This is a genomic window from Planococcus sp. TJ-301 (genome assembly GCF_058268475.1).
The window spans coordinates 311,751-333,372 of sequence record NZ_JBZDOH010000001.1 but is presented as its reverse complement, the minus strand read 5'-3'; the positions used below and the strand labels follow the sequence as shown (position 1 = coordinate 333,372).

General features: G+C 46.4%; 24 protein-coding genes. 5 read left to right on the top strand and 19 right to left on the bottom strand.

Annotation, left to right across the window (positions count from 1 at the left end):
* Positions 1 to 8 precede the first annotated feature (8 nt).
* The gene (comGB, locus tag AC4EHJ_RS01705) at positions 9 to 1,052 is read right to left on the bottom strand and encodes a competence type IV pilus assembly protein ComGB (protein ID WP_490973868.1); all 1,044 of its coding nucleotides are present in this window, start codon (positions 1,050 to 1,052) and stop codon (positions 9 to 11) included.
* Entirely contained in the window at positions 1,024 to 2,049 is a 1,026-nt protein-coding gene (gene comGA / locus AC4EHJ_RS01700; protein ID WP_490973867.1) for a competence type IV pilus ATPase ComGA, read from the bottom strand. Before comGA ends, comGB begins: the two co-directional genes overlap by 29 nt.
* Before the next feature lie 284 nt (positions 2,050 to 2,333).
* Here comGA and AC4EHJ_RS01695 point away from each other — a divergent pair, with 284 nt between their 5' ends.
* A complete protein-coding gene (locus AC4EHJ_RS01695; RefSeq protein ID WP_135501257.1) occupies positions 2,334 to 2,576 on the top strand; it encodes a DUF2626 domain-containing protein in 243 nt (80 codons plus the stop codon).
* Positions 2,577 to 2,634: 58 nt separating this feature from the next.
* Here AC4EHJ_RS01695 and AC4EHJ_RS01690 read toward each other — a convergent pair whose 3' ends face one another.
* Positions 2,635 to 3,270 (bottom strand): MBL fold metallo-hydrolase, encoded by a 636-nt coding sequence (locus AC4EHJ_RS01690; RefSeq protein WP_490973866.1) that lies wholly within the window; start codon positions 3,268 to 3,270, stop codon positions 2,635 to 2,637.
* Between the two features lie 139 nt (positions 3,271 to 3,409).
* On the opposite strand from AC4EHJ_RS01690, the gene AC4EHJ_RS01685 reads away from it, so the two are divergent.
* Positions 3,410 to 3,589, top strand: a complete 180-nt coding sequence (locus AC4EHJ_RS01685; RefSeq protein ID WP_490973865.1) for a DUF2759 domain-containing protein — start codon at positions 3,410 to 3,412, stop codon at positions 3,587 to 3,589.
* Positions 3,590 to 3,710: 121 nt separating this feature from the next.
* On the opposite strand, the gene AC4EHJ_RS01680 is transcribed toward AC4EHJ_RS01685, so the two are convergent.
* The 13 genes from AC4EHJ_RS01680 to AC4EHJ_RS01620 all read right to left on the bottom strand — a co-directional run bounded on the left by AC4EHJ_RS01680 (position 3,711) and on the right by AC4EHJ_RS01620 (position 16,732).
* Complete coding sequence (locus tag AC4EHJ_RS01680; RefSeq protein ID WP_490973864.1) at positions 3,711 to 5,654, bottom strand: LTA synthase family protein; 1,944 nt, start codon at positions 5,652 to 5,654, stop codon at positions 3,711 to 3,713.
* Between the two features lie 163 nt (positions 5,655 to 5,817).
* The gene (locus AC4EHJ_RS01675) at positions 5,818 to 6,012 is read right to left on the bottom strand and encodes a YqgQ family protein (RefSeq protein WP_490973863.1); all 195 of its coding nucleotides are present in this window, start codon (positions 6,010 to 6,012) and stop codon (positions 5,818 to 5,820) included.
* On the bottom strand, positions 6,009 to 6,584 hold the full coding sequence (locus AC4EHJ_RS01670) for a 5-formyltetrahydrofolate cyclo-ligase (protein ID WP_490973862.1): 576 nt from the start codon (positions 6,582 to 6,584) through the stop codon (positions 6,009 to 6,011). Before AC4EHJ_RS01670 ends, AC4EHJ_RS01675 begins: the two co-directional genes overlap by 4 nt.
* A 125-nt stretch (positions 6,585 to 6,709) precedes the next feature.
* Positions 6,710 to 6,859, bottom strand: coding sequence for a 50S ribosomal protein L33 (rpmG, locus tag AC4EHJ_RS01665; RefSeq protein ID WP_036809376.1), 150 nt, complete (start codon positions 6,857 to 6,859; stop codon positions 6,710 to 6,712).
* Between the two features lie 162 nt (positions 6,860 to 7,021).
* A complete protein-coding gene (gene phoU / locus AC4EHJ_RS01660) occupies positions 7,022 to 7,681 on the bottom strand; it encodes a phosphate signaling complex protein PhoU (protein WP_490973861.1) in 660 nt (219 codons plus the stop codon).
* 18 nt (positions 7,682 to 7,699) lie between these two features.
* Positions 7,700 to 8,509 carry a phosphate ABC transporter ATP-binding protein PstB gene (gene pstB, locus AC4EHJ_RS01655; protein WP_490973860.1) on the bottom strand — a complete coding sequence of 270 codons (810 nt, stop codon included), beginning with the start codon at positions 8,507 to 8,509 and terminating at the stop codon, positions 7,700 to 7,702.
* A gap of 27 nt (positions 8,510 to 8,536) precedes the next feature.
* On the bottom strand, positions 8,537 to 9,415 hold the full coding sequence (pstA, locus tag AC4EHJ_RS01650) for a phosphate ABC transporter permease PstA (protein ID WP_490973859.1): 879 nt from the start codon (positions 9,413 to 9,415) through the stop codon (positions 8,537 to 8,539).
* Position 9,416: 1 nt separating this feature from the next.
* Positions 9,417 to 10,343 (bottom strand): phosphate ABC transporter permease subunit PstC, encoded by a 927-nt coding sequence (pstC, locus tag AC4EHJ_RS01645; RefSeq protein ID WP_490973858.1) that lies wholly within the window; start codon positions 10,341 to 10,343, stop codon positions 9,417 to 9,419.
* 69 nt (positions 10,344 to 10,412) lie between these two features.
* Entirely contained in the window at positions 10,413 to 11,360 is a 948-nt protein-coding gene (locus AC4EHJ_RS01640) for a PstS family phosphate ABC transporter substrate-binding protein (protein WP_490973857.1), read from the bottom strand.
* A 145-nt stretch (positions 11,361 to 11,505) separates the two neighbouring features.
* Positions 11,506 to 13,707 carry a peptidoglycan D,D-transpeptidase FtsI family protein gene (locus AC4EHJ_RS01635; RefSeq protein WP_490973856.1) on the bottom strand — a complete coding sequence of 734 codons (2,202 nt, stop codon included), beginning with the start codon at positions 13,705 to 13,707 and terminating at the stop codon, positions 11,506 to 11,508.
* Positions 13,708 to 13,819: 112 nt separating this feature from the next.
* Complete coding sequence (locus AC4EHJ_RS01630) at positions 13,820 to 14,428, bottom strand: superoxide dismutase (protein ID WP_490973855.1); 609 nt, start codon at positions 14,426 to 14,428, stop codon at positions 13,820 to 13,822.
* Between the two features lie 111 nt (positions 14,429 to 14,539).
* Positions 14,540 to 15,019 (bottom strand): DUF456 domain-containing protein, encoded by a 480-nt coding sequence (locus tag AC4EHJ_RS01625; RefSeq protein ID WP_490973854.1) that lies wholly within the window; start codon positions 15,017 to 15,019, stop codon positions 14,540 to 14,542.
* A gap of 81 nt (positions 15,020 to 15,100) precedes the next feature.
* On the bottom strand, positions 15,101 to 16,732 hold the full coding sequence (locus AC4EHJ_RS01620; RefSeq protein WP_490973853.1) for a Na/Pi cotransporter family protein: 1,632 nt from the start codon (positions 16,730 to 16,732) through the stop codon (positions 15,101 to 15,103).
* Positions 16,733 to 16,904: 172 nt separating this feature from the next.
* On the opposite strand from AC4EHJ_RS01620, the gene AC4EHJ_RS01615 reads away from it, so the two are divergent.
* The 3 genes from AC4EHJ_RS01615 (at position 16,905) to AC4EHJ_RS01605 (ending at position 19,283) form a co-directional block, all read left to right on the top strand.
* Positions 16,905 to 17,423: a DUF1189 family protein gene (locus tag AC4EHJ_RS01615; RefSeq protein WP_490973852.1), complete on the top strand. Its 519-nt coding sequence runs from the start codon at positions 16,905 to 16,907 to the stop codon at positions 17,421 to 17,423.
* Between the two features lie 135 nt (positions 17,424 to 17,558).
* Complete coding sequence (gene ispG / locus AC4EHJ_RS01610) at positions 17,559 to 18,680, top strand: flavodoxin-dependent (E)-4-hydroxy-3-methylbut-2-enyl-diphosphate synthase (protein ID WP_490973851.1); 1,122 nt, start codon at positions 17,559 to 17,561, stop codon at positions 18,678 to 18,680.
* 12 nt (positions 18,681 to 18,692) lie between these two features.
* The gene (locus AC4EHJ_RS01605) at positions 18,693 to 19,283 is read left to right on the top strand and encodes a hypothetical protein (RefSeq protein WP_490973850.1); all 591 of its coding nucleotides are present in this window, start codon (positions 18,693 to 18,695) and stop codon (positions 19,281 to 19,283) included.
* Between the two features lie 201 nt (positions 19,284 to 19,484).
* On the opposite strand, the gene AC4EHJ_RS01600 is transcribed toward AC4EHJ_RS01605, so the two are convergent.
* From AC4EHJ_RS01600 to AC4EHJ_RS01590, 3 genes are read right to left on the bottom strand one after another with little or no spacing between them, the layout of a single operon-like run.
* Positions 19,485 to 19,895, bottom strand: a complete 411-nt coding sequence (locus AC4EHJ_RS01600) for a Fur family transcriptional regulator (RefSeq protein WP_490973849.1) — start codon at positions 19,893 to 19,895, stop codon at positions 19,485 to 19,487.
* Positions 19,892 to 20,746 (bottom strand): metal ABC transporter permease, encoded by an 855-nt coding sequence (locus tag AC4EHJ_RS01595; protein ID WP_490975596.1) that lies wholly within the window; start codon positions 20,744 to 20,746, stop codon positions 19,892 to 19,894. The genes AC4EHJ_RS01600 and AC4EHJ_RS01595 overlap by 4 nt, the downstream gene beginning before the upstream one ends.
* Before the next feature lie 2 nt (positions 20,747 to 20,748).
* Complete coding sequence (locus AC4EHJ_RS01590; protein WP_490973848.1) at positions 20,749 to 21,513, bottom strand: metal ABC transporter ATP-binding protein; 765 nt, start codon at positions 21,511 to 21,513, stop codon at positions 20,749 to 20,751.
* Positions 21,514 to 21,622: the final 109 nt, after the last annotated feature.

The following is a 21,622-nucleotide window of genomic DNA, read 5'->3' as shown; positions in this document are numbered from 1 at the left end:
TTTCCCCCTTAGATAGTGTGGACCAAATTGTACATGGGCAGCAAAATCGCTAAATAAGCACCGATAATGCACGCCGCAATCATGATGAAAAATGCAGGCTGAATAATTTTCAAAAGGTGCTGCGTTTGAGCTTCAATCCTTTCCATCATAACTTCGCTGTAAAGGATCAATTCCTTGCCTAAAAACCCTGCCATCTCTCCGTGCTGGACAAACGCCGCCATGTCTGGCGCGAAAAACGGATGCCGCCGCAATGCATCGGACAGCGGGACCCCTGTCACCACTTCGCTGTGGCAGACTTCCGCCATGAATTGGATAATCGAATGGTGATTCTGTTTTTGCAGCAGCTGCAGCGATTCCTGCAGAGAGATGCCGCTATGGAGCAGCGTTCCCAGTTCCCGCGACAGCAGATGCGACCAATAAAAAACCATGATTTTGCGCAACACCGGAAGCCGGGTCAGCCACTCAATCTTTTGCGCCGGCCCCCTTTTTTTCAGCATTGCCGCAAAAACGGCCGCGCTTATACCAGCGACAGCAAAACAGCCGATAAACAGATCAGGCAGATTCAGCAGATAGGCCGGCACTCCGGATCCTTCACCGTCTGCGTTCAGCGACGCCATCAGCTTTTCAAGGTTCGGCACATAGCTTGTGCGGAAAAATAGGAACAAGCCGGAAGTGAAGAACAGCAGCGAGACGGGATAAACCAAAATATTGCGCAGCTTTTTCTGAACTTGTTCGGTGCGTGAGAAGCTTTTCGAAATGCTGTCAATCGATTCCGGAAGCCTCCCGTGGTGTTCGGCTATTTCGACCGGGAACAACACATTGTCTTTAAAGCCGAGAAATTTCAAGATTTCCGCCGCGTTGCCTCCGCCTTTGAGGATTGATGTGACTCCGTCCAATGCTTCATCCAGTTTTGGCGTGTGCATCGGCAGCAAAAGTGTCAACGCCGTCGGCAGCAGATAGCCCTCCCTTAAGAGGACGGCTAAACGCGACAGAAAATTTTCGCGGTCACGGAAGACGATTCGCTTATTTCTCTGCAGAAGCTTCAAGGGCACCGATTTTCACCCCCTCGCGGATCTGTCCACCGAATGACAGATGTTCGGGCAACACATACAACTGTTGATTTTTTGCAGACAGCAGCGCTTCATCGAGCCGCTCTCCATGGAGAATTTCGTAGAGCGCACGGTAAGCTGCGCTGGACTGTTCGAAATCCGCGTAGACGGGCACAATGCGCTGTGCGGAAATGGCAATAAGCGTTTGTGCCATGTCTTCAAACGACACACCCAAATCGTGCAGCCGGTGCAGGCAGCCGACTGAATGGCGCGCATGGATCGTCGAAAAGACCAAGTGGCCGGTTAATGCAGCTCGCACGGCGATCTGGGCCGTGTCCGCGTCGCGGATTTCACCGATCATGATGATATCGGGATCATGGCGCAAAATGGCTTTCAGGCCGGCCGCGTAGCTGAGCCCCGCTTTTTCATTTACTTGGATCTGCAGAATCGACTGGTTTTTGCGCTCGACGGGATCTTCCAGCGTAATGATATTGCGGTTGAGTTTTTCGGCGCAATGCTTCAATAGCGAATACAAAGTCGTGGATTTACCGCAGCCGGTCGGGCCTGTGAGCAATATCAGCCCTTGGTTCGCTTCCGACAATTTTTCCAGCAAGCGTGCTGAATCGCGAAAAGCAGCCAATTCATGGATGCTGCGTGCCACTTCTTCCGCCATCACACGGATGACGATGCTTTCTTTCGTTAGAACAGAAGGCAGCGTTGATATTCTAAAATAATATGGAAGTTCTTGAATCGGGAGATGAAAGGATCCTGTTTGAGGTTTTCGTTTTTCGCTCATATCTAAAAGGGAAAGGTATTTGAAATAGGCAATCATGCGATCACCGAGGTCAAGGGGGATTTTCATCACTTGCCGCAACGAGTGGAACGTGCGAAATGAGACGTCATAGCCGGTTGGGCCGGGTTTTATGTGGATGTCTGTGGTGCCGCTCTCTGCCGCTTGGGTGAGCAGCTGGATGCATCTGCGTTCAACTATTTCCTGCATAGCCGCCTCCTGTCCTGAGTTTTGAACAAGGGCCGCCGCCCTGTTCCCACATAGTATAACCAGCGTTTTTTCAGAAAGGAATAGATTGTTTCAAAATAAATTTTTGATCGCCGTATCCCTGCCAAATCTCATTTTCCACAAATTTTTTAACCTTTCTGAAACACCTTGGAAAATTCATACACTTGTTTGTCACAAAGAATAGTCATCTCGCTGTTTACACATTCACTCCGTTTCCTATATAATAAATAAGAGATTATTGTGTTGTGGCAAAGGAGGGATTACCCATGGATAAGATGTTCAAATTAATGGGATGGTGGACTGGCATTTTTGCAGTTCTGTTTTATGTAGGCGATATGGTGGAAGTATCATTATTAATGGTCGCTAACACTGGATTTTTTGTACTTCTTGGATTCTTAAATATTTCTGAACGCATGTACATGTACATTTTCGCAGCTTACTTAACTGTATTCTTCGTAGGATTCACGTATTACACAACGTTCATCCATATTCCCGGAGCTGGACATTAATTAACGAAATCTAAAGCAAAAAGCGGCCAAATTTGGCCGCTTTTTTATTTTGCATTTTTTAACCGCGCAAGAATGGGTTTGATTGTTTCTCTTGCTCTGGTGTGGTTTCCGGTCCATGCCCTGGATAAAGGATCATATGCTCCGGCAGCGTCAATAGCGAGTCATGGATCGACTTCAGGAGCTTCTTCTCTGAACCGTCTACCAGATCCGTCCGCCCGATGCTGCCGCGGAACAATGTATCGCCGACAATGGCGAAGCCTTCTTGTCCGAACGAATAAGACACGCTTCCTGGCGAATGGCCGGGTGTATGGAAAACATCCATCTTAAATCCGCTGATTTCCAGCCGCTTTTCTCCATCGAGCAGAATATCCGCATCTTTCAAGCGGTAATCAGGTACCATCGAATATTTGCCAGAGCCGTTCAAATTGGGCTTGCCCAGCCATTCTTTCTCCAGCTTGTGCAGATAAGCGGGGATTTTGTATTTTTCCCTCAGCGAGTCCACAGCCCCTATATGATCGAAATGCGCATGCGTCAATAAAATCGCCACTGGCGCCAATTGTTTTTTCTGGAGGAACCCGATAATCTTATCCGCTTCTTCGCCCGGATCGAAAATCAGGCATTCTTTGGCGTCATTCGAAATGATGTAGCAATTGGTCTGGACTGGCCCTAATTCCATTTGGTTTATTTTCAGCATTTTCTTCACCTCGATTAAATTATAGCATTTCAGAGTTCATCGGTCTGACAATATTATCTCTCGACAAACATCCGGAATTTCTTTACAATAAAAGAGAACAAGACGGCACTGGCTGTTAATGTTGAAGGGAGTGTCATAGATGAACTTGCTTATGGTTATTTTTGGTCTTATTGCTGTATTAGCGGCAATCGGCTCTGTACAAACCTTAAAAAACAAAGAAATTTTAGGATTCCTTTTTAACTTTGGTACGTTTGTGATTTTCGGTGCTTTTACAGTAGCGACTCTCATAACACAAGGATATCCGCCAAGCCTGCACTAATTCCTGAAAGCTGATGCGTATGCATCGGCTTTTTCTTTTTGCCTGAAACGAGCAGAAAAGAACACATAAAAAAACCGCCCCAGTCTATATTGCACTGGAGCGGTTTTTGTTGTAGCTTGCTTTATTCTTTTGTTTCCTTTTCTTTTTGGAGCTGCTCTTGTTCCAGCTTGGCTTCTTCTTCCTCTGTCAAAATCAATTGGCCGTTCTTCTCATCGTAAAATCTGAGCAAATCGCCATTGATAATCGACTCGGAATAATCCAGTTCCTGCAGAGCCGGCTCAATGAAAGGCTGGCATTGCGCCATATCCGTTTCTTCCCCGGTTTCACTGTCGTAGCATACATTTCCTGCGTAGACATTTTCATCAGTGATAAATCGTCCATCACGGAACACTACGAATTCTTCATGCTCTTTAGAAAACAGATCGCCGCCGAACTGCATGTCTTTTTCAGTTTCTATGCCAAGCAAGTGCATGATTGTCGGGCGCAGATCAATCTGGCCGCCAACTTCTTCTTCGACATAACCTTTATCTGATCCTGGAATATGCACGAAAAGTGGCACTTTTTGCAATTGCGCAGATTCGTAAGGCGTGATTTCTTTGCCTAAGTACTGCCCCATAGCTTCATTATGGTTTTCGGAAATTCCATAATGATCGCCTACCATGACAATTACGGAGTTTTCATAAAGGCCTTTCGCTTTCAATTCATCGAACAATACTTTGACCGATTCATCAAGATAGCGGGCAGTTTGGAAATAACGGTTCAATGTGCCCGAATTCGAATCGTATTCGTCGATCATCTTGTCTTCTTCATCCAAATAAAACGGATGGTGGTTGGTAAGGGTCAGCATTCGGCTGTAGAAAGGTTCCGGCATTTCCGCCATGAGGTCAACAGATTGCTCCATGAACGGGATATCCTTCATGCCCCAGTTCACTGCTTCACCTTCACCGACTGTATAGCTTTCAATGTCTTGGAATTCTTCGATATTCAGCGATTGGTACATCATATCGCGGTTCCAGAAACTCTTCGTATTGGCATGCTGCACAGCAGTGTGATAGCCGTTTTCACCAAGGCTTTCGGCCATGGAATTATACGTGTTGCCACTATGCGTGAAGAATACCGCTCCTCCGCTTAAAGGATACAGCGAGTTCTCCAAAAGGAATTCCGAATCGGATGTTTTCCCGAGTCCGGTCTGATGATAGAAATTCGGGAAATAGATCGTATCTTCATCTTTTGTCAACTCGTTGAGAAATGGTGTGACCGTCTGGCCGTTCATTTCGTTATTGATAACGAATGATTGAAGAGATTCAAGCGTCACAACGATCAAGTTCTTGCCTTCCGCAGCAGCAAACATCTCTTCTGATGGCTCTGGTTGATTCGAACGCACATAGCTGTTCACTTCTACAAGTTCAGAGCCGTCAGCGAGTGCACGCTGCGCTTGGGATTTGGATTGGATGTAAATATCGTATAAATGGTAATTGTACATGCCGATATTTTTTACCAGCATTTCGCGGTCAAAGCTGCGCGTCAATAATTGAGGGCGTTCCATTTCTGCCAAACCAAGGTTAAAGAACAACACGGCTGCTGATAAAATCATGTACGATTTACGCTGGGCAGCTGTAAGGTCTCTCGCTGAAGGTCTGATGTTCAGCAATTTGATGGCAGCAAAAATGATGATGACATCCGAAAAGAATGCGATGTCTGTCCAAAAGATACTTTCTGAAGCACTTGAACCCAAGTCACCGAAGTTATTCGTCTGGAACAGGACTGGAAGCGTGATAAAATCGCTGAAGAACCGATAAAAAGCCACGTTTCCGTACAAAATGATCGACGTGATAATCGCGACCGTCAAAATGTATCGGTTTTTCAGCTTATCGCTCTTGAAGAACAGCGAAATCCCGTAAACGAGCAACAAGAGGCTAAGTGGGTTGAGAAATAATATAAATTCCTGCAATGCATTATCAATGGTAATGGAAAAACTCGTTTTATAAGTTACATAAGTTTTGAGCCAAGTAGCTATGATGGCGATTGCCAGGATAGAATGTTTAGGCCATTCCTTTTTAAACATCCGGCATATCCTCCTTTAATTGAAAATCATACTTTACAATATCTTATTGCGTCCTTTATGTCCACTCTACAAACCTGCGATATACTGGGAAGTTGTTTCTATTAATAGGACTCCCCGTTATAAGACGTTTCAAACCAAAAAACGTTTCACTTTTTTTGAAATTTTATTTTTTTCGGCTTGAACTTTTTTGCCTCAAAATCAGCAAAGCACTTGCATAATCTTTTGGCGAAATGAATTGCAGGCGGTAAAGCTCCTTTATTTCTTCTTCCATCAGCTCAAGGTCCGCCTGGTAATCGCCGGTATAAATAACCGTTCCGTAACGCTTCAATAATTGCATCACATCATATAACGTCTTCAACGCGGCACCTTCCCCGTTTCGATAAAACCATTTTCCGTATAAATGCCTTCCACCGGAATATCATGAGATTCGGCTTCGATCGCTTCTACCAGCTGCACACCGAAAGCAAGAGACCTCGTGTGTCCATTGTATCCTGCAAGATAGCGGTCGTAGTAGCCGCCTCCAAAACCAATGCGATAGCCACTATGGCAATAAACGACGCCTGGCACGATCATCAAATCGATTTCATTAGGAGCGGCGTAGCGCGTAATAGACGTTTTGGGTTCCTGCAAATTCATGTAAACCACTTCCAGCTGGCTGAAATCATCGATAATATAAAAATCCATGCCCCTGCTTTTCGGAATACATTTCGGCACGGCCGCTTGCTTGCCTTCCCGCCAAATCCGCTCGATAAGCTTCTTCGTGTCAACTTCAGGATATGCCGAGATTGTCAGGCCGATAACTTTTGCCGATTTAAAAACAGGATCCGCAGCCAAGCCCTCAATGATTGCCGTCGACATCTCCTTATGTTTTTCTGTATCAATTTCTTTCAGTTTCGCCAATACCAAATTCCGTTGAACGGATTTTTCCATAGCCGCAACTTCCCTTCCTATGTAATAGACTTTCTTTATATAAGGCTAAGCTCATCCGACTGCCTAAACACAGTCCTATATAAAGAAAAAAGCCAAAACCCCTTGAGGTTTTGGCAGTCAAACAATTACTTCGTTTCACGGTGTAGAGTCATTTTCTTTTCACGTGAGCAATATTTTTTCATTTCAAGACGCTCAGGGTTGTTGCGCTTATTTTTAACAGTGCTGTAGTTACGTTCGCTACATTCTGTACAAGCTAAAGTGATGTTAACACGCATCGGTATCCCTCCTAATTCTTTCAAAGATCGGTTGTAAATAAGCATGATCTATACGACTTAATAATTATAGCACATCCAGCTTGAAAGTCTACCGATATTCTTCGATTTTTAACGGCTCTTGCAAAAATAAAATTCCCCGGCGCATCTGACCGGGGAAAGGGTTCATTTATTTAAATCGTAATGCCGTCCGCGTACAAGGTAGAACAGCTGCTCTGCGATATTTGTTGCATGGTCCGCTGAGCGTTCCATATAGCGGCAAACGAAAGCGAGCTGGGTGATCTGGTTGATCTTGTCGGGATTTCGAGCACCCGCCAACATCAATTTATTGATGACTTCGCCGTAAAGGGCATCAACTTGATCGTCAAGTTCAGCGATTTCTTTTGCCTTGATCACGTCTTCTTCGACAAAAGCTTCGATGACTTGCGTCAGCATAGCTGTAGCCAAGGCGTGCATTTGCTGGATTTCATGGATTGGGGAAAGCAATTCCTCTTTGCCGATGCGAATCGTTTCTTTCGCGATATTGACTGCATAATCACCGACACGCTCCATGTCTGTTGCCACTTTGATGATAACGATCAGACGGCGCAAATCCGTTGCAACCGGCGATTGTTTTGCAATCAGCAAAATTACGCGGTCATTGATTTCTTCTTCCAGCTGGTTGATCTCCGCGTCGTCTTCAATCACTTCTAGCGCCGCGTCGATATCGTGCGCTACAAGTGCATTGACCGCTTTCGTCAAGGCAGTCACCGCCATATTGCTTAATAAAATCAATTGTTCTTGTGCAGAGTTTAACTCATAATCGAATTTTTCGCGTACTGACATTTTCTATTCCTCCCTGTCTTAGCCGAAACGGCCTGAAATATAGTCTTCCGTCCGTTTATCGGACGGATTGGAGAAAATCGTATCAGTTTCGTCGTATTCGATTACTTCTCCGTTTAAAAAGAACGCTGTTTTATCTGAAATCCGCGCCGCTTGCTGCATATTATGCGTCACGATGATGATGCTATAATCTTTTTTCAATTCTTGTACCAGTTCTTCAATTTTCAATGTTGAAATCGGGTCTAACGCTGAAGTCGGCTCATCCATTAAGATGACGTCCGGCTCGATCGCCAATGCACGTGCGATGCAAATCCGTTGCTGCTGGCCGCCTGACAAGCTGTAAGCATTTTCGTCGAGACGGTCTTTTACTTCTTCCCAAATCGCCGCGCCGCGAAGGCTCTTTTCAACGATTTCGTTCAAGATCTTCTTGTTTTTGATGCCGTGGATGCGCGGCCCGTAAGCGATATTATCATAAATCGATTTCGGAAACGGGTTCGGCTTCTGGAAAACCATGCCAACCCGTGTGCGCAATTCTTCCACGCCGTAATCCTTATCGAAAATATTACGGTCGCGGTACAGGATCTGGCCTGAAGTCTTGACCGATGGCACAAGTTCAACCATGCGATTCAAGGTTTTGATGTAAGTCGACTTGCCACAGCCTGATGGCCCGATGATGGCAGTTACTTCGTTTTCTTTTATATCCAAATCGATGTTCTTGAGCGCGTGGTTATCCCCGTACCAAAGGTTTAGCTGTTTTGTTAAGTATACGGATTTTTTATCTACCTTCTGTGCAGGCTCTTTCTTTGATAAAGATGTTCTAATCGTTGTCATGTTGAAACCCCTTCCGCATAAAGTGCTTTAATAGCGTTTTTGGAATTTATTGCGGATAATGACCGCAATTGAATTCATGATCAGCAGGAAAATCATCAAGACGATGATACCCGCTGCAGCCACCACTTGGAATTCTTGCTGTGGACGGCTTGCCCAGTCGAAAATCTGGATTGGCAATGCTGTAAATGTATCGAATACGCCTGAAGGCAGGAACTGGATGATGACCGGGATGCCGATGACGATAAGCGGCGCCGTTTCCCCGATGGCGCGCGATAACGCCAGGATGCTTCCTGTCAGAATACCTGGGATGGCTGCTGGCAAAATGATGTTGACAACAGTTTGCCATTTAGTTGCTCCCATGCCAAGTGATGCGTCGCGCAATTCTTTGGGCACGGAACGGATTGCTTCTTGTGAAGCGACAATGATGACCGGTAAAATCAAAAGGCTCATTGTGAATCCGGCTGCAAGGATGCTGTTGCCGAGTGAAAAGGCGCGAACGAAAATCGTCAAGCCCAGCAATCCGAATACTACTGATGGCACGCCAGCCAAATTCGAGATGTTCAAGCGGATGAATGTCGTCAAACGGTTTTGCTTGGCGTATTCCTCCAAGTAAATGGCGGAACCGACGCCGAGTATGATCGATGTCGGAGCGACAACGGCCATCAGCCAAAGCGAACCGACCAACGCTGCCTTAATACCCGCCTGTTCTGGAAAGCGTGAAGCGAAATTTGTTAAAAAGTCTAATGACAGATGGCTATATCCTTGTGAGACGATGCGGTATAACAAGATTACGAGCGCCAATAACGCCAATAAGGTTGCTGCCATGAAAAGCCCTTTGAATATCGTATTGACGACCAAGCGGCCGTTCATGCGTTTTACGACTTTTTCCTGTTCGACATATCTCATATTAATATTCCTCCCTGAAACGTTTTGAAACGTATTGGGCGAGGATGTTCATCAGCATAGTGAAAAGGAATAATGTAAATCCTACTGCATAGATGGAATAGTAGATTGTAGTTCCGTATCCTGCATCCCCTTTTGAAACCTGGACGATATAGGCAGTCATTGTTTGGATCGATCCTGCAAAATCTCCGTCTAGCTTCGGCGTCGAACCACCCGCTAGTGATACGATCATCGTTTCTCCGATTGCGCGCGAAACAGCGAGCACAACCGATGCGATGATGCCGGACAAAGCGGCCGGCACGATGATTTTCCAAGCCACTTCAAATTTAGTGGAACCCATTGCCAAGGCGCCGTCTCGGATTGATCTCGGTACAGCTGACATCGCGTCTTCCGACAGCGAAGCGATCATCGGGATGATCATGATGCCGACAACGATCCCAGGAGAAATAGCGTTGAAGATTTTGATTTCAGGAAAAAAAGTCTGCAATAACGGCGTTACAAATGTTAAGGCGAAAAAACCATAGACGATAGTCGGAATCCCAGCCAAAACTTCTAACACCGGTTTAACAATGCGGCGCACGGTTTCACTTGCATATTCACTCAAGTAGATGGCGGCTGAAATGCCAATTGGAACAGCCACGATTACTGCGATTAACGTTACTTTTAATGTCCCCACAATCAACGGCAAGATGCCGTATAATTCTTGTTTGTTCGAGAACGGCAGCCATGTTGTGCCGAATATAAAGTCGAAAACCGAAACACGCGTGAAAAATGTGATGGTTTCGATGATCAATGTCAATACAATGCCAATCGTTGTCAGCACAGACACGGATGCAATCAAGAGTAAAATCCACGGAATGATTTTCTCGATGAACTTCTTGTTTTTCTTGCCTTTCGACTGCGCGATCATTTCCTGCACAGATGTACCCATAACGAATCCCCTTTCAACCGCAAAAGGCGAGCAGCGGCTGCTCACCCTTTTACTAGAACTTTATTGTATTTATTTTTTCAAAGCTTCCAATTCTTCCATGTCTTTTTCGTACTCTTCTTCAGGCGCTGCTACGTAGCCGACTGCGTCAGCCATTTCGCCTGCATTTTCAATCGTGTATTTCATGAAGTTGAATGCTGCTTCGTTTTCAGTCATCGATTCGTTCTTAGCGTATGTGAACAACGGACGTGAAAGCGGCGCGTATTCGCCAGACTCGATTGTTTCGCTGTTCGGCTCAACTCCACCGATTGTTACAGCTTTCAACGTATCTTTGTTAGCGACGTAATAAGCGTAACCGAAGAATCCGATGGCGTTTTTATCGCCCTGGATGCCTTGCACGAGAACGTTATCGTCTTCTGACAATGTCGCCGAGCTGACCAAGTCTTCTTCTTCAAGAATCACTTCGTTGAAATAATCGTATGTGCCCGAATCCGTCCCAGGAGAATAGAAGACGATTTCTTCATCCGGCCATTCCGGATTGATGTCTGACCATTTTTTCGTCGTTCCGTCTTCAACCCATAGCTTTTTCAGATCTTCTACCGTCAAATCTTCGATCCAGTCGTTGTCTTTGTTGACAACTACAGTCAAGCCATCATACGCCAGCAACAATTCAGTGTACTCGATGCCCGCTTCTTCAAGGCTTGCGATTTCTTCTTCTTTAATCGGGCGTGATGCATTTGAGAAATCAGTTTCGCCTTGAATGAACTTTTCGAAGCCGCCGCCAGTGCCGGATGTACCAACAGTAACTTGCACGTCAGGCTCTACTCCCGCATACTCTTCAACAATGCCTTCCAAGATAGGTGCTACAGTCGAAGAACCGTCTCCAGTTACCGACCCTGTCGCCTCTCCAGCTTTTCCACTTGTCTCACCAGGTTCAGTAGCGTTGCCGCCGCCGCAAGCTCCCAGCACTAATGCAGATCCAAGGATTGTTGATGCCATTGCGTATTTCCAAATTCTCATTTGACGTTTCCCCCTAAAGTTTATGTTTACTTTACAATACTTACTATAAACTCTCATTGTTGAGTGCATATAAAGGGAATGTTAAGAAATTGTAAACGCAAAAAAGCGATGGCGGCATTGGATCCCAATGCCGCCATCGCTTTTTTCAGTCCGCTGTTTCTTCTCCTTCTTCAACCACTTTCTTTGAATAAGGTTCTTTAATAACTGAAGTCGGTTCAGCGGATTCTTTGTTTTTCAGTTCAAAATATTTATCAACCGCATCGCGGGCAATTTTATGCGTTACCGTCGGCACCCGGCTAGGGTCTGTCGTGATATAGGGAATCATCACGGCGTATGCGATTTCCGGATTGTCGTATGGTGCAAAACCGACGTGTGCTGTGTTGACGGAAGGCTCTGTATAGAAAGGGCTATTCTTGTCATCGTAATAATTGATCTGGGCTGTACCGGTCTTTCCAGCACCTTCATAAGCTGCATCGTTGAAAAATGAACGGGCCGACCCTGAGTTGCCGGAATACACGAGGCGCATTCCTTTTTTCACTTGGTCGATTTCTTCTTGCGTGTTATTGATGCGGTTCAAAACAGTCGGCTCGATGACCGTCTCAACTGGGCCGAGCGATTGGCCGTCATCTGAAGGCTGTCGGATTTCCTTGACGACATGCGGCTTCATGCGGTATCCATCATTGGCGATTGTTGAAATATATTGCACCAGCTGCATCGGCGTATACGTATCGTACTGGCCGATCGCCAAATCCAGGAACGTTCCCGGCTGGACTTTCGTATAGTCTCCGGCATAACCGGTGCCTTCGTTCGGCAAATCAATGCCGGTTTGAACGCCGAGGCCGAATTGCGCAAACGATCTGCGCATCGTTTCCCAATGTTCAGGCCTGACGCTGAAACCGCGATTGTATTCGTACGTATTGCCGGACAGCGCCAATGCAATTTTAAACATATAAACGTTGGATGAACGTTCAATCGCCTGTAAGTCGCTCATCGGTATCCGGTTGAACATCGTCCGGTTAAAAATCGAACCTTTTATCGCACCGCCGCCAGGAAATTGCAGCGGTTCATCGATCATTACTTGGTTTAATTCGACAGCATCCTCTTGGTAGCCTGTCAAAAGCGTCGCGCCTTTGACGACAGAGCCGCTCGGATAAGCTGCCGTAATGGCGCCGAATGAATAATCACGGACAATTTGCTTGCCGTTCTCATCTTTGTCGAGCTGCTTGCCAACCATCGAAATGACTTCGCCAGTCCTCGGATCCATCATGACGAGATAAGCGTCTTTCACAAGCTGCGAGTTCGGGCCGGCTTTCAGTTCGAGCAGATACTTTTCGACAATGCCTTCCACCGCACTTTGAATTTCGGAATCGATCGTCAATACGAGGTCTTTGCCTGGCTTCCCTTCATCTACGGGGATGGTCTCAACGACGCGACCTTTGCCATCGGTAATATTTTTGACGATGGATTTTTGTCCTTGCAGCTCTTCTTCATAGAATTGTTCGAGAAAGCTCACGCCTACGCGGTCATTGCGCGAGTAATCGCGCGCCATGTAATAATCCAGTTTATTTGCCGGAATCCCTTGTTCGGGTGTGGTTGTACTCCCGAGTATCGTCAAATCGCTTGTTTTGATGCGCTTCCAGTCAGTAACCGTGTTAACGCCTTTCAATTTCGGACTTGTCAATCTCTCCGAAACGCGCGCAAATTCAGCGTCTGTTACGTCTTCATTTTTGATGATTTGGGGAGCCAGCGCATAACCAGACGTCATTTCACGGAAAATCGCCAATGTTTCCAATTGCTCTGCTGTCAAGCTTTCTAGTTCTTTATCGGTGATTTTCTCGCGCACGAGCCTATCAATCTTCTGGTTTTTCTCTTTTTCTATAATGTCTTCAGCAGCAATTGCGGCTCTTTCTTCATCCGTCACTTTTGCTGCTGCTTTTTCATTGTTCAGCATGATGTAAAAATCTTGTTTATCACGAAATGTCACCCGTTTAGGATCTTTTTCAATCAGCTTCGCAAGTTCCGTGGCCACTTCAAGCATTTCTTCTCTTTTCGTTGTCTGCATCGCTGTATAGGTAATCGCGTTCACGGGATTATTATCCACCTGGACACGGCCTTCACTATCGAAAATGCGGCCGCGCGGAACACTTGTATTGACCGGGACTTCTTCTGTACGCGCCAAAGCCCGGGTGTAATCCTCGCCTTTGACGATCTGCAGATAACCTAATCGCAAAATCAATACAGAAAATAGCAGGAAGATGGAGAAAAAGAGGATATTCATCCGAAAGACGGTATGTGATTTCAGTTTCGCTTTTGCAAGCGATACACGTCTTTTCTGGGGGGTATTCATTTATTGAGCACTCCTTCCGCCAAAATATGCACTTGTTAGTATATCATCGAACATAGAAAAACACACACCTTTTCAGACGAAAAAGTGTGTGCAAAGTTTCAATTTTTTACAATTATTTTGCTGCTTCGAAACGTTTAGTAACTTCATCCCAGTTTACTACATTCCAGAAAGCCGCCAAGTAATCAGGACGACGGTTTTGGTATTTCAAGTAGTAAGCATGTTCCCACACATCCACTCCAAGAATTGGTGTTTTGCCTTCCATTACAGGAGAATCCTGGTTCGGAGTTGATACAACTTCCAATTCGCCGTTCGAAACGATCAACCAAGCCCAGCCTGAACCGAAACGTGTTTTGCCAGCGTTTTCGAATTTTTCTTTGAACTCGTCAAAGCTGCCGAACTTGCTGTTGATTGCATCTGCAACTGCGCCAGTTGGTGTTCCGCCGCCGTTAGGTGACAATAACTGCCAGAAAAGAGAGTGGTTCGCATGTCCTCCGCCGTTGTTGCGGACTGCTGTGCGGATTGACTCAGGAACTGCATCCAGATCAGCGATCAATTCCTCTACTGATTTAGAAGTTAAGTCATCGTGCCCTTCCAATGCAGCGTTTACGTTTGTGATATAAGTATTATGGTGTTTTGTGTGGTGAATGTTCATCGTCTCTTTGTCGATATGTGGTTCAAGTGCGTCATACGCGTAAGGTAATTCCGGTAATTCGTAAGCCATGATTAAATTCCTCCTTGAGTCTAATTGTCTACCTTTACAGGTTATCAAAGTTTCCAAGCCGTTACAATCAAAATGCATGAGCTGTCCCTTTAATCAGACTTTTGGCTGACCTCAGATTACGAAGAAGAACAGCCCGACCATAACAATCTGGATGATGCCTTTCGTGAATACGGAGGTGATAAACCCTACTACCGAACCAATCCCCGATTTGACAGCCTGCTTAGGAGTCGAACGGTTCACCAACAGTTCCGCAATGATTGCGCCAAGGAATGGACCGATCAGAATGCCGGCGATCGGGATGACGAACGGACCAATAATCAGTCCGAGCGTACTGCCCCACAATCCCGCTTTCGATCCGCCGAACTTTTTGACGCCGAACGCATTGGCGAGCATATCAGCACCAAACAGCAAAATGACGAATAGCGACTCGATCAGCCAGAACCACCAAGGCAGATCGCTGAAATCGAAAAACAGCCCGTAAATGAGAAAGCCCCCGAATATGAATAAAACAGCAGGGATGATCGGATAAAGCAATCCGATAAACCCGATAGCGAAAAACAGCAGCACAAGCACCCACCCGATTATTTCCATGTTATTCCTCCTAAATAGAAAACTCCCTTTCATCGTGCCCCACATTTTTAAAAATGTAAAGCGATGAAAGGGAGTCCTTGTTTACGCGCGGTTGCCAAGAATGGCTTCTGCGATATTCACTGAATGGTCGCCGATGCGCTCCAGGTTGCTGACAATATCAACAAAGACGATTCCGGCTTGCGCTGAACATAGTCCTTCAGTCAAACGCAAAATGTGCTTTTTGCGGAATTTGCGTTCCATCTTGTCGATTAAGTCTTCCTGTTGTGCTACTTCACGTGCCAATTCATGGTTCGACGTATCTAATGCGTCAAGTGATTTCTGAACCGTAGCGATCGTCAACGTGAACATTTCCGTCAGATCTTCCATTGCGTCTTCTGAAAGGATGACACGGTTGTTTTCCTGGTAATCGATCAACTCGATGATGTTCTCGAAATGATCACCGATCCGTTCGATGTCGCGAACTGTATCCATCAGCACAGTGTGTCGGTTTGAGTCACCGGCAGATAAAGGTTCGGCAGATATCAACACGAGATAATCGGTAATTTTGCTGTCAAGGTTATTGATTGCGTCTTCCAATTGATAACCTGTTTCAGCATTTTTCTTACTCTTTGTTTTCAAGTAAGCATAGGATTCTTCCAAACCTTGGACTGCGTATTGGCCCATGCGGAGAATTTCCTCTTTTGCCTGGCCAAGCGCGATTGAAGGAGAAGCTTCAATAAAGTTCGGATCCAAATGCTTCGGTTTGAACTCGATCAGCACTTCTTCACCTGGAATTACTTTTGTAACCAAGTATGCCCATGCCCCGATTAACGGGAACTGGATAATCGTGTTCGCAACGTTGAATGACCCGTGGGCGAATGCGATCTGCATTTTCGGCTCAAGTGCCAGCATTCCCGAAAGCCATTCGATATAAGCCGTGAACGGTATAAGCAAGATAACGAAAATGATCGTCCCTACAATGTTGAACAATACGTGGACAGCTGCCGCACGTTTTGCTGCGATTGATGTGCCGAGCGCAGCCAGCACTGCTGTAATTGTCGTACCGATATTGTCACCGAAAAGAATTGGCAATGCAGCATCCAAGTCGACAATACCTTCCGCGTACAATGCCTGCAAAATTGCAATTGTTCCACTCGAACTTTGTACGATGAATGTGAATACTGTACCCGCTACGATTCCGAGCATCGGGTTTTCACTGAAGCTGACTGTCAAATCGATAAACGCCGGCAACTCACGCAGCGGTTTCATCGCTCCACTCATCGTTTCCATCCCGAAAAACAGGCCGCCGAACCCGAAAATGACTTGTCCAACATTTTGAATCTGGTTTTTCTTGAAGAAGAAAATGAGGAAAGCACCGACTGCCATGATTGGCAGTGCGTAAGCACCGACATCAAGGCCGATGATGAACGCTGTAACGGTTGTACCGATATTCGCTCCCATAATAACGCCGATTGCTTGGCGCAATGTCATAAAGCCCGCACTTACCAGCCCGACGACAATTACAGTCGTCCCTGAACTTGACTGGATGAGGATTGTCACGATAATCCCCACCAAGACGCCCATGAACGGGTTGGTCGTGAAGCGGTCTAAAATAGAGCGCAATTTATCGCCTGCAGCTTTCTGCAAGGCATCCCCCATGTATTTAATTGAAAAAAGGAATATCCCTAACCCGCCGAAGAAGGTAAAGAGAATTTCTTGCCAGTTCGTCTCCACGATTTCCGTTCAACTCCTATATACTTAGCTTTTTCACACCTAGTCTATTATGAAGAGTTAGCTACCGAATTGTAAACACCTTTATTTAAAATTTACATTCCCGTAACAAAGCGGATAATTATTCCCCTTTCGTCGTGGTACCATAAAGGTATATATAGAAAGGACGATAAACGTGAATTTATTCCAACTATTCAAGGCCAGTTTAATGGAACCTAAAAAGCAGGCAGCCGTCCGTATTATGACGATCGGCCGCATCCTTCGCTTTGTTTTTGTTGTCATCGCAGCGATGACCGTCATTTCGTTCATCGGTTTGGCGTCCGGCTTGGGTGACACTGCAAGCAATGTCGAGGGTTTGCTTGAGTTTGTTGAAGAAATCGAATGGCTGCTTTACCCGTTCGCTTTCATCTTTTTATTTGTTTCAACGACCATTTATCACTTTGTAAAAATCAGCCTTTTCGCCTTTGTAGGCTTGGCGTTTCTTTCTATAAGAAAGCGCCGCGGCGAATACCGCCATCTTTGGCGTACTGCCGCAATGGCTGTCACGATTCCGACATTTATTTCATTCGGCTTAAGCTTTTTGGATGCCGGCTTCTGGGTTTCCGGGCTGACAAGCTTGTTGACGATCGGCTATCTCTACTTAGCGGTGGGCTATTATCCGAAGCTCCCTCCTGCTAAAAACACAGGCGTGTAACCGTCTTTCTTGTCTTTTATAGGAGTAGACTGCTAAAATGGCAATAGGTAATGGAACAAACTAGGGACACTTTGAGTTGCAGAAATGCGGGCTGGCGCAGAATGGCCGGTCTCCCAAAAAAGGAGAGAATTTTAGATGAGTGAAATTATTCACCGTACAAAAACCCGCCCCGTTAAAGTCGGAGACCTGACTATCGGTGGCAGCAATGAATTATTCATTCAAAGTATGGCAACGACCAAAACACACGACGTCGAAGCGACAGTCGCTGAAATCCTGCGTTTGGAAGAAGCCGGATGCCAGATCGTCCGAGTCGCTTGCCCGGATGAACGTGCAGCTTATTCAATCGGCGAAATCAAAGCACGCATCAACATCCCGCTTGTTGTTGACATTCATTTTGACTATAAATTGGCGTTGATTGCCATCGAACAAGGCGCCGATAAAATCCGCATCAATCCGGGCAACATCGGCCGACGTGAAAAAGTGGAAGCGGTCGTCAATGCGTGTAAAGCAAAAGGCATCCCTATCCGCATCGGCGTCAATGCCGGTTCATTAGAGCGCAAAATCCTTGAAAAATATGGCTACCCAACCGCTGACGGCATGGTCGAAAGCGCGCTGCATCATATTAAGATCCTTGAAGACCTGGACTTCCATGACATCATCGTGTCAATGAAAGCTTCAGATGTCAGTCTGGCGATCGAAGCCTACGAAAAAGCTTCGAAAGCGTTCGACTATCCCCTTCACTTGGGAATCACTGAATCCGGCACATTGTACTCGGGAACAATCAAAAGTTCTGCCGGCCTTGGCGCACTTCTTGCAAAAGGCATCGGTAACACGCTACGCATTTCATTGAGCGCCGATCCTGTTGAAGAAGTGAAAGTGGCACGCGAATTGCTGAAAGTATTCGCATTGTCATCTAACGCCGCTACATTGATTTCGTGTCCGACTTGCGGACGCATCGAAATCGACTTGATCACTATCGCCAACGAAGTGGAAGAATACATTTCGCACATCAAAGCGCCAATCAAAGTAGCCGTTCTTGGCTGCGCGGTAAACGGACCGGGTGAAGCACGTGAAGCGGATATCGGCATTGCCGGCGCTCGCGGCGAAGGTTTGTTGTTCATGAAAGGCAAAACGGTGCGCAAGGTGCCTGAAGCAACAATGGTCGAAGAACTGAAAGTGGAAATTGATAAAATTGCACAGGAATATTTCGATAATCAGGCGGCTGAAAAAGAAGCTGCTGGCAAATTGGAAGTATAAGGTTGTGAAGTTATGAGATACCGTTTCGGCATTGATATCGACGGCACTGTAACGTGCCCGACATCGCTGATCCCCCACATCAATGAAGCATTCAATAGCGAGTTGACGCTCGATGATTTAAAACAATACGACTTGACCGCCGCTCTTCCCCATCTGCCGAGAGGCGAGTTCTACGATTGGTTCCGCGGAGCCGAATCGACGATTTACGCAGCCTCTCCCGTGTCGGAAAACGCGAAGTCGATTTTGGACAGCTGGAAAGACCGCTACGAGTTGTATTACATCTCGGCACGCGGTGAAAATGTCAAAGACATTACAGTTGACTGGTTCGCGCAGCACGCGATCCATTACGACCACATCGAATTGATCGGTTCGCACAATAAAATCGCAACGGCGAAAAAGCATGCCGTCGACTTGTTCTTCGAAGACAAGCACGACAATGCTGTCGAGATCTCCGAAGAGCTCGACATTCCGGTAATATTATTCGATACCCCGTACAATCGGGAGCCGATTCCCAAAAACGTCATCCGCGTCTCTAACTGGCTGGAAGCCCAGCAATGGGTGGAAAAAGAATTCGCCATCCAAGAAAGTTTGCAGACGAAATAAAGTTAAAATGCCATCAGCTTGAGAGAGCTGATGGCATTTTTGCGTCTTGATGATTGGAGTGATGAGTTTACGTACGCTCAGCGAAATTTATGCGCGTTCAGGAATTTTTACGCGCGTTCAGCACAAATTTCTCTCACATCTTAAGCACATAAAAGCCGGCTCATCCGTTGAGCCGGCTCCTTTTATGTTTTATTGAAATAACTATTTGCAAGCTGGGCATTTGCCGTAGATTTCGAATTTGTGGTTGGCAATTTCGTAAGCTGGCAATGCCGCTCCAACCATTTCCATCGGACAGACGGGAATCTCTTTGATCTTGCCGCAGTCCATGCAAATGAAATGGTGATGGTGATGATCGCTTTCGCATTGCATGCGAAAATGGCGTTCGCCTGACAATTCCGTTTCCTCGAGAATCCCAAGCGACACGAATGTCGCCAAGTTGCGGTAGACCGTGTCGAAGCTCATGCTCGGGTAATCTTTTTGCATGACATCCAACAGGTCGCGCGCCGTCAAATAGCGGTCGTCCTGGGAAAAGAGTTCCAATATCTGCGTGCGTTTTGAAGTTTCCTTATAGCCGTTCTGTTTTAAGATGTCCCATGCTTTTTCGATGTTCATGCGACTGCCCCCTTTTTCACTGACACTGAAAGCTTTTTGAAACCGATGACAAACAGCAGCAAAATGATGGATGTGACGACGATTGTCCCGCCGGGTGCCAGGTCGAAGTAAAAGGCTGTGACAAGGCCGGCGATGACCGAAATTTCACCGAAGACGATCGACAGGATAATCGTCTCTTTGAAGCTCTTAGACAAACGCATCGCCGTTGCGACCGGAATTGTCATCAATGACGATACCAGCAAGATGCCTACGATGCGCATCGAGCCCGCAATTACAAGCGCTGTGACGATCATGAAGAGGAAATGGATCCACTTCGCCGGCAGGCCTGAAGCTTTCGCGTATTCATCGTCAAACGACAAGACGAATAATTCTTTGAAGAAAATGCCGATAAACAAAAAGACGATAACGGCGATGGCCGCGACAATGCCAAGATCTTCACGGCTGACAGCTGACACGGAACCGAATAGATAGCCGAACAAGTCGCTTGAAAAGCCTTCAGCGAGTGAGATGAAGATCGCGCCGAAGCCGATGCCTGCCGACAGGATGATCGGAATCGCCAATTCTTCGTAATGCTTATAAAGGCTCCGCAAGCGCTCGATCAGCACCGAACCGAATACAGAAGCGGCGATGCCCAGGAATAAAGGATTTAGCAGTGCAAAAGCTGCGACGCTTTGGCTCAAGTACAAACTGCCAGCGATGCCGGCAAGCGTCACATGGCTCAAAGCGTCGGCAATAAGCGACAGCCGGCGCACGACGATAAAGACGCCGAGCAGCGGCGCAATCACGCCGATGATCAAACCGGCTGCAAAGGCGTTTTGCAGGAATTCATAGGAAAATATAGCGTCGATCATGGTCAATGAGCACCTCCGGCGTGATGGATTTTCCGCACGGAATGGCCGTACCACGCTTTACGCTTTTCATCGCTCATCGTGTCCAGCTCTTCTTTATAGCCATGGAAATGGATAGTCTGGTTCAAGCATGCGACATGGGTGATTTTATCGGTCACCGTATCAACGTCATGCGTTACCAGCACCAGCGTGATGTTTTTATCGCGGTTCAGCGACGCCAACATATTATAAAACGATTGGACGTTCTGGTGGTCAATGCCCACCGTTGGTTCATCGAGGATCAGCACTTTCGGCTTAGCGACGAGCGCGCGTGCAATAAAAATTCGCTGCTGCTGGCCGCCTGAAAGTTCGCTGACGCTGCGGTGAATGAATGCATCCATGCCGACCGCTTCCAGCGCTTCTTTCACTTGCGCTTTGTAATTTTTCGGCAGGCGGTGGAACAAGCCGGACTTTTTGGCGAGCCCGCCTGCTACGACTTCTTCCACTGTCGCTGGGAAGCCCGAGTTGAACGAATTGGATTTTTGCGACACGTAGCCGATCCACTCACGATGTTTGAAATTTTTCGAGTCCGTCCCGAACAATTCGATTTTCCCTTTTGTCGGCTTGATCAAGCCGAGCATGATTTTCAGCAGCGTCGACTTGCCGGAACCGTTGGGACCAAGAATCGCCAGGAAATCCCCTTCTTCCACTTTCAATGAAATATTCTCAAGTGCTTTTGTTTGCTCGTATTCAAAACTGATGTCTTGAATGTTAATTAATGGCGCGTTCATAACACTGCCTCTTTTCCAATTCATAATGATTACGATTTACATCATTAGAAAAGTATAAAACAAGCACACACTCTTGTAAACCAATAAAACTCATAAAAAAAAGCCCTCT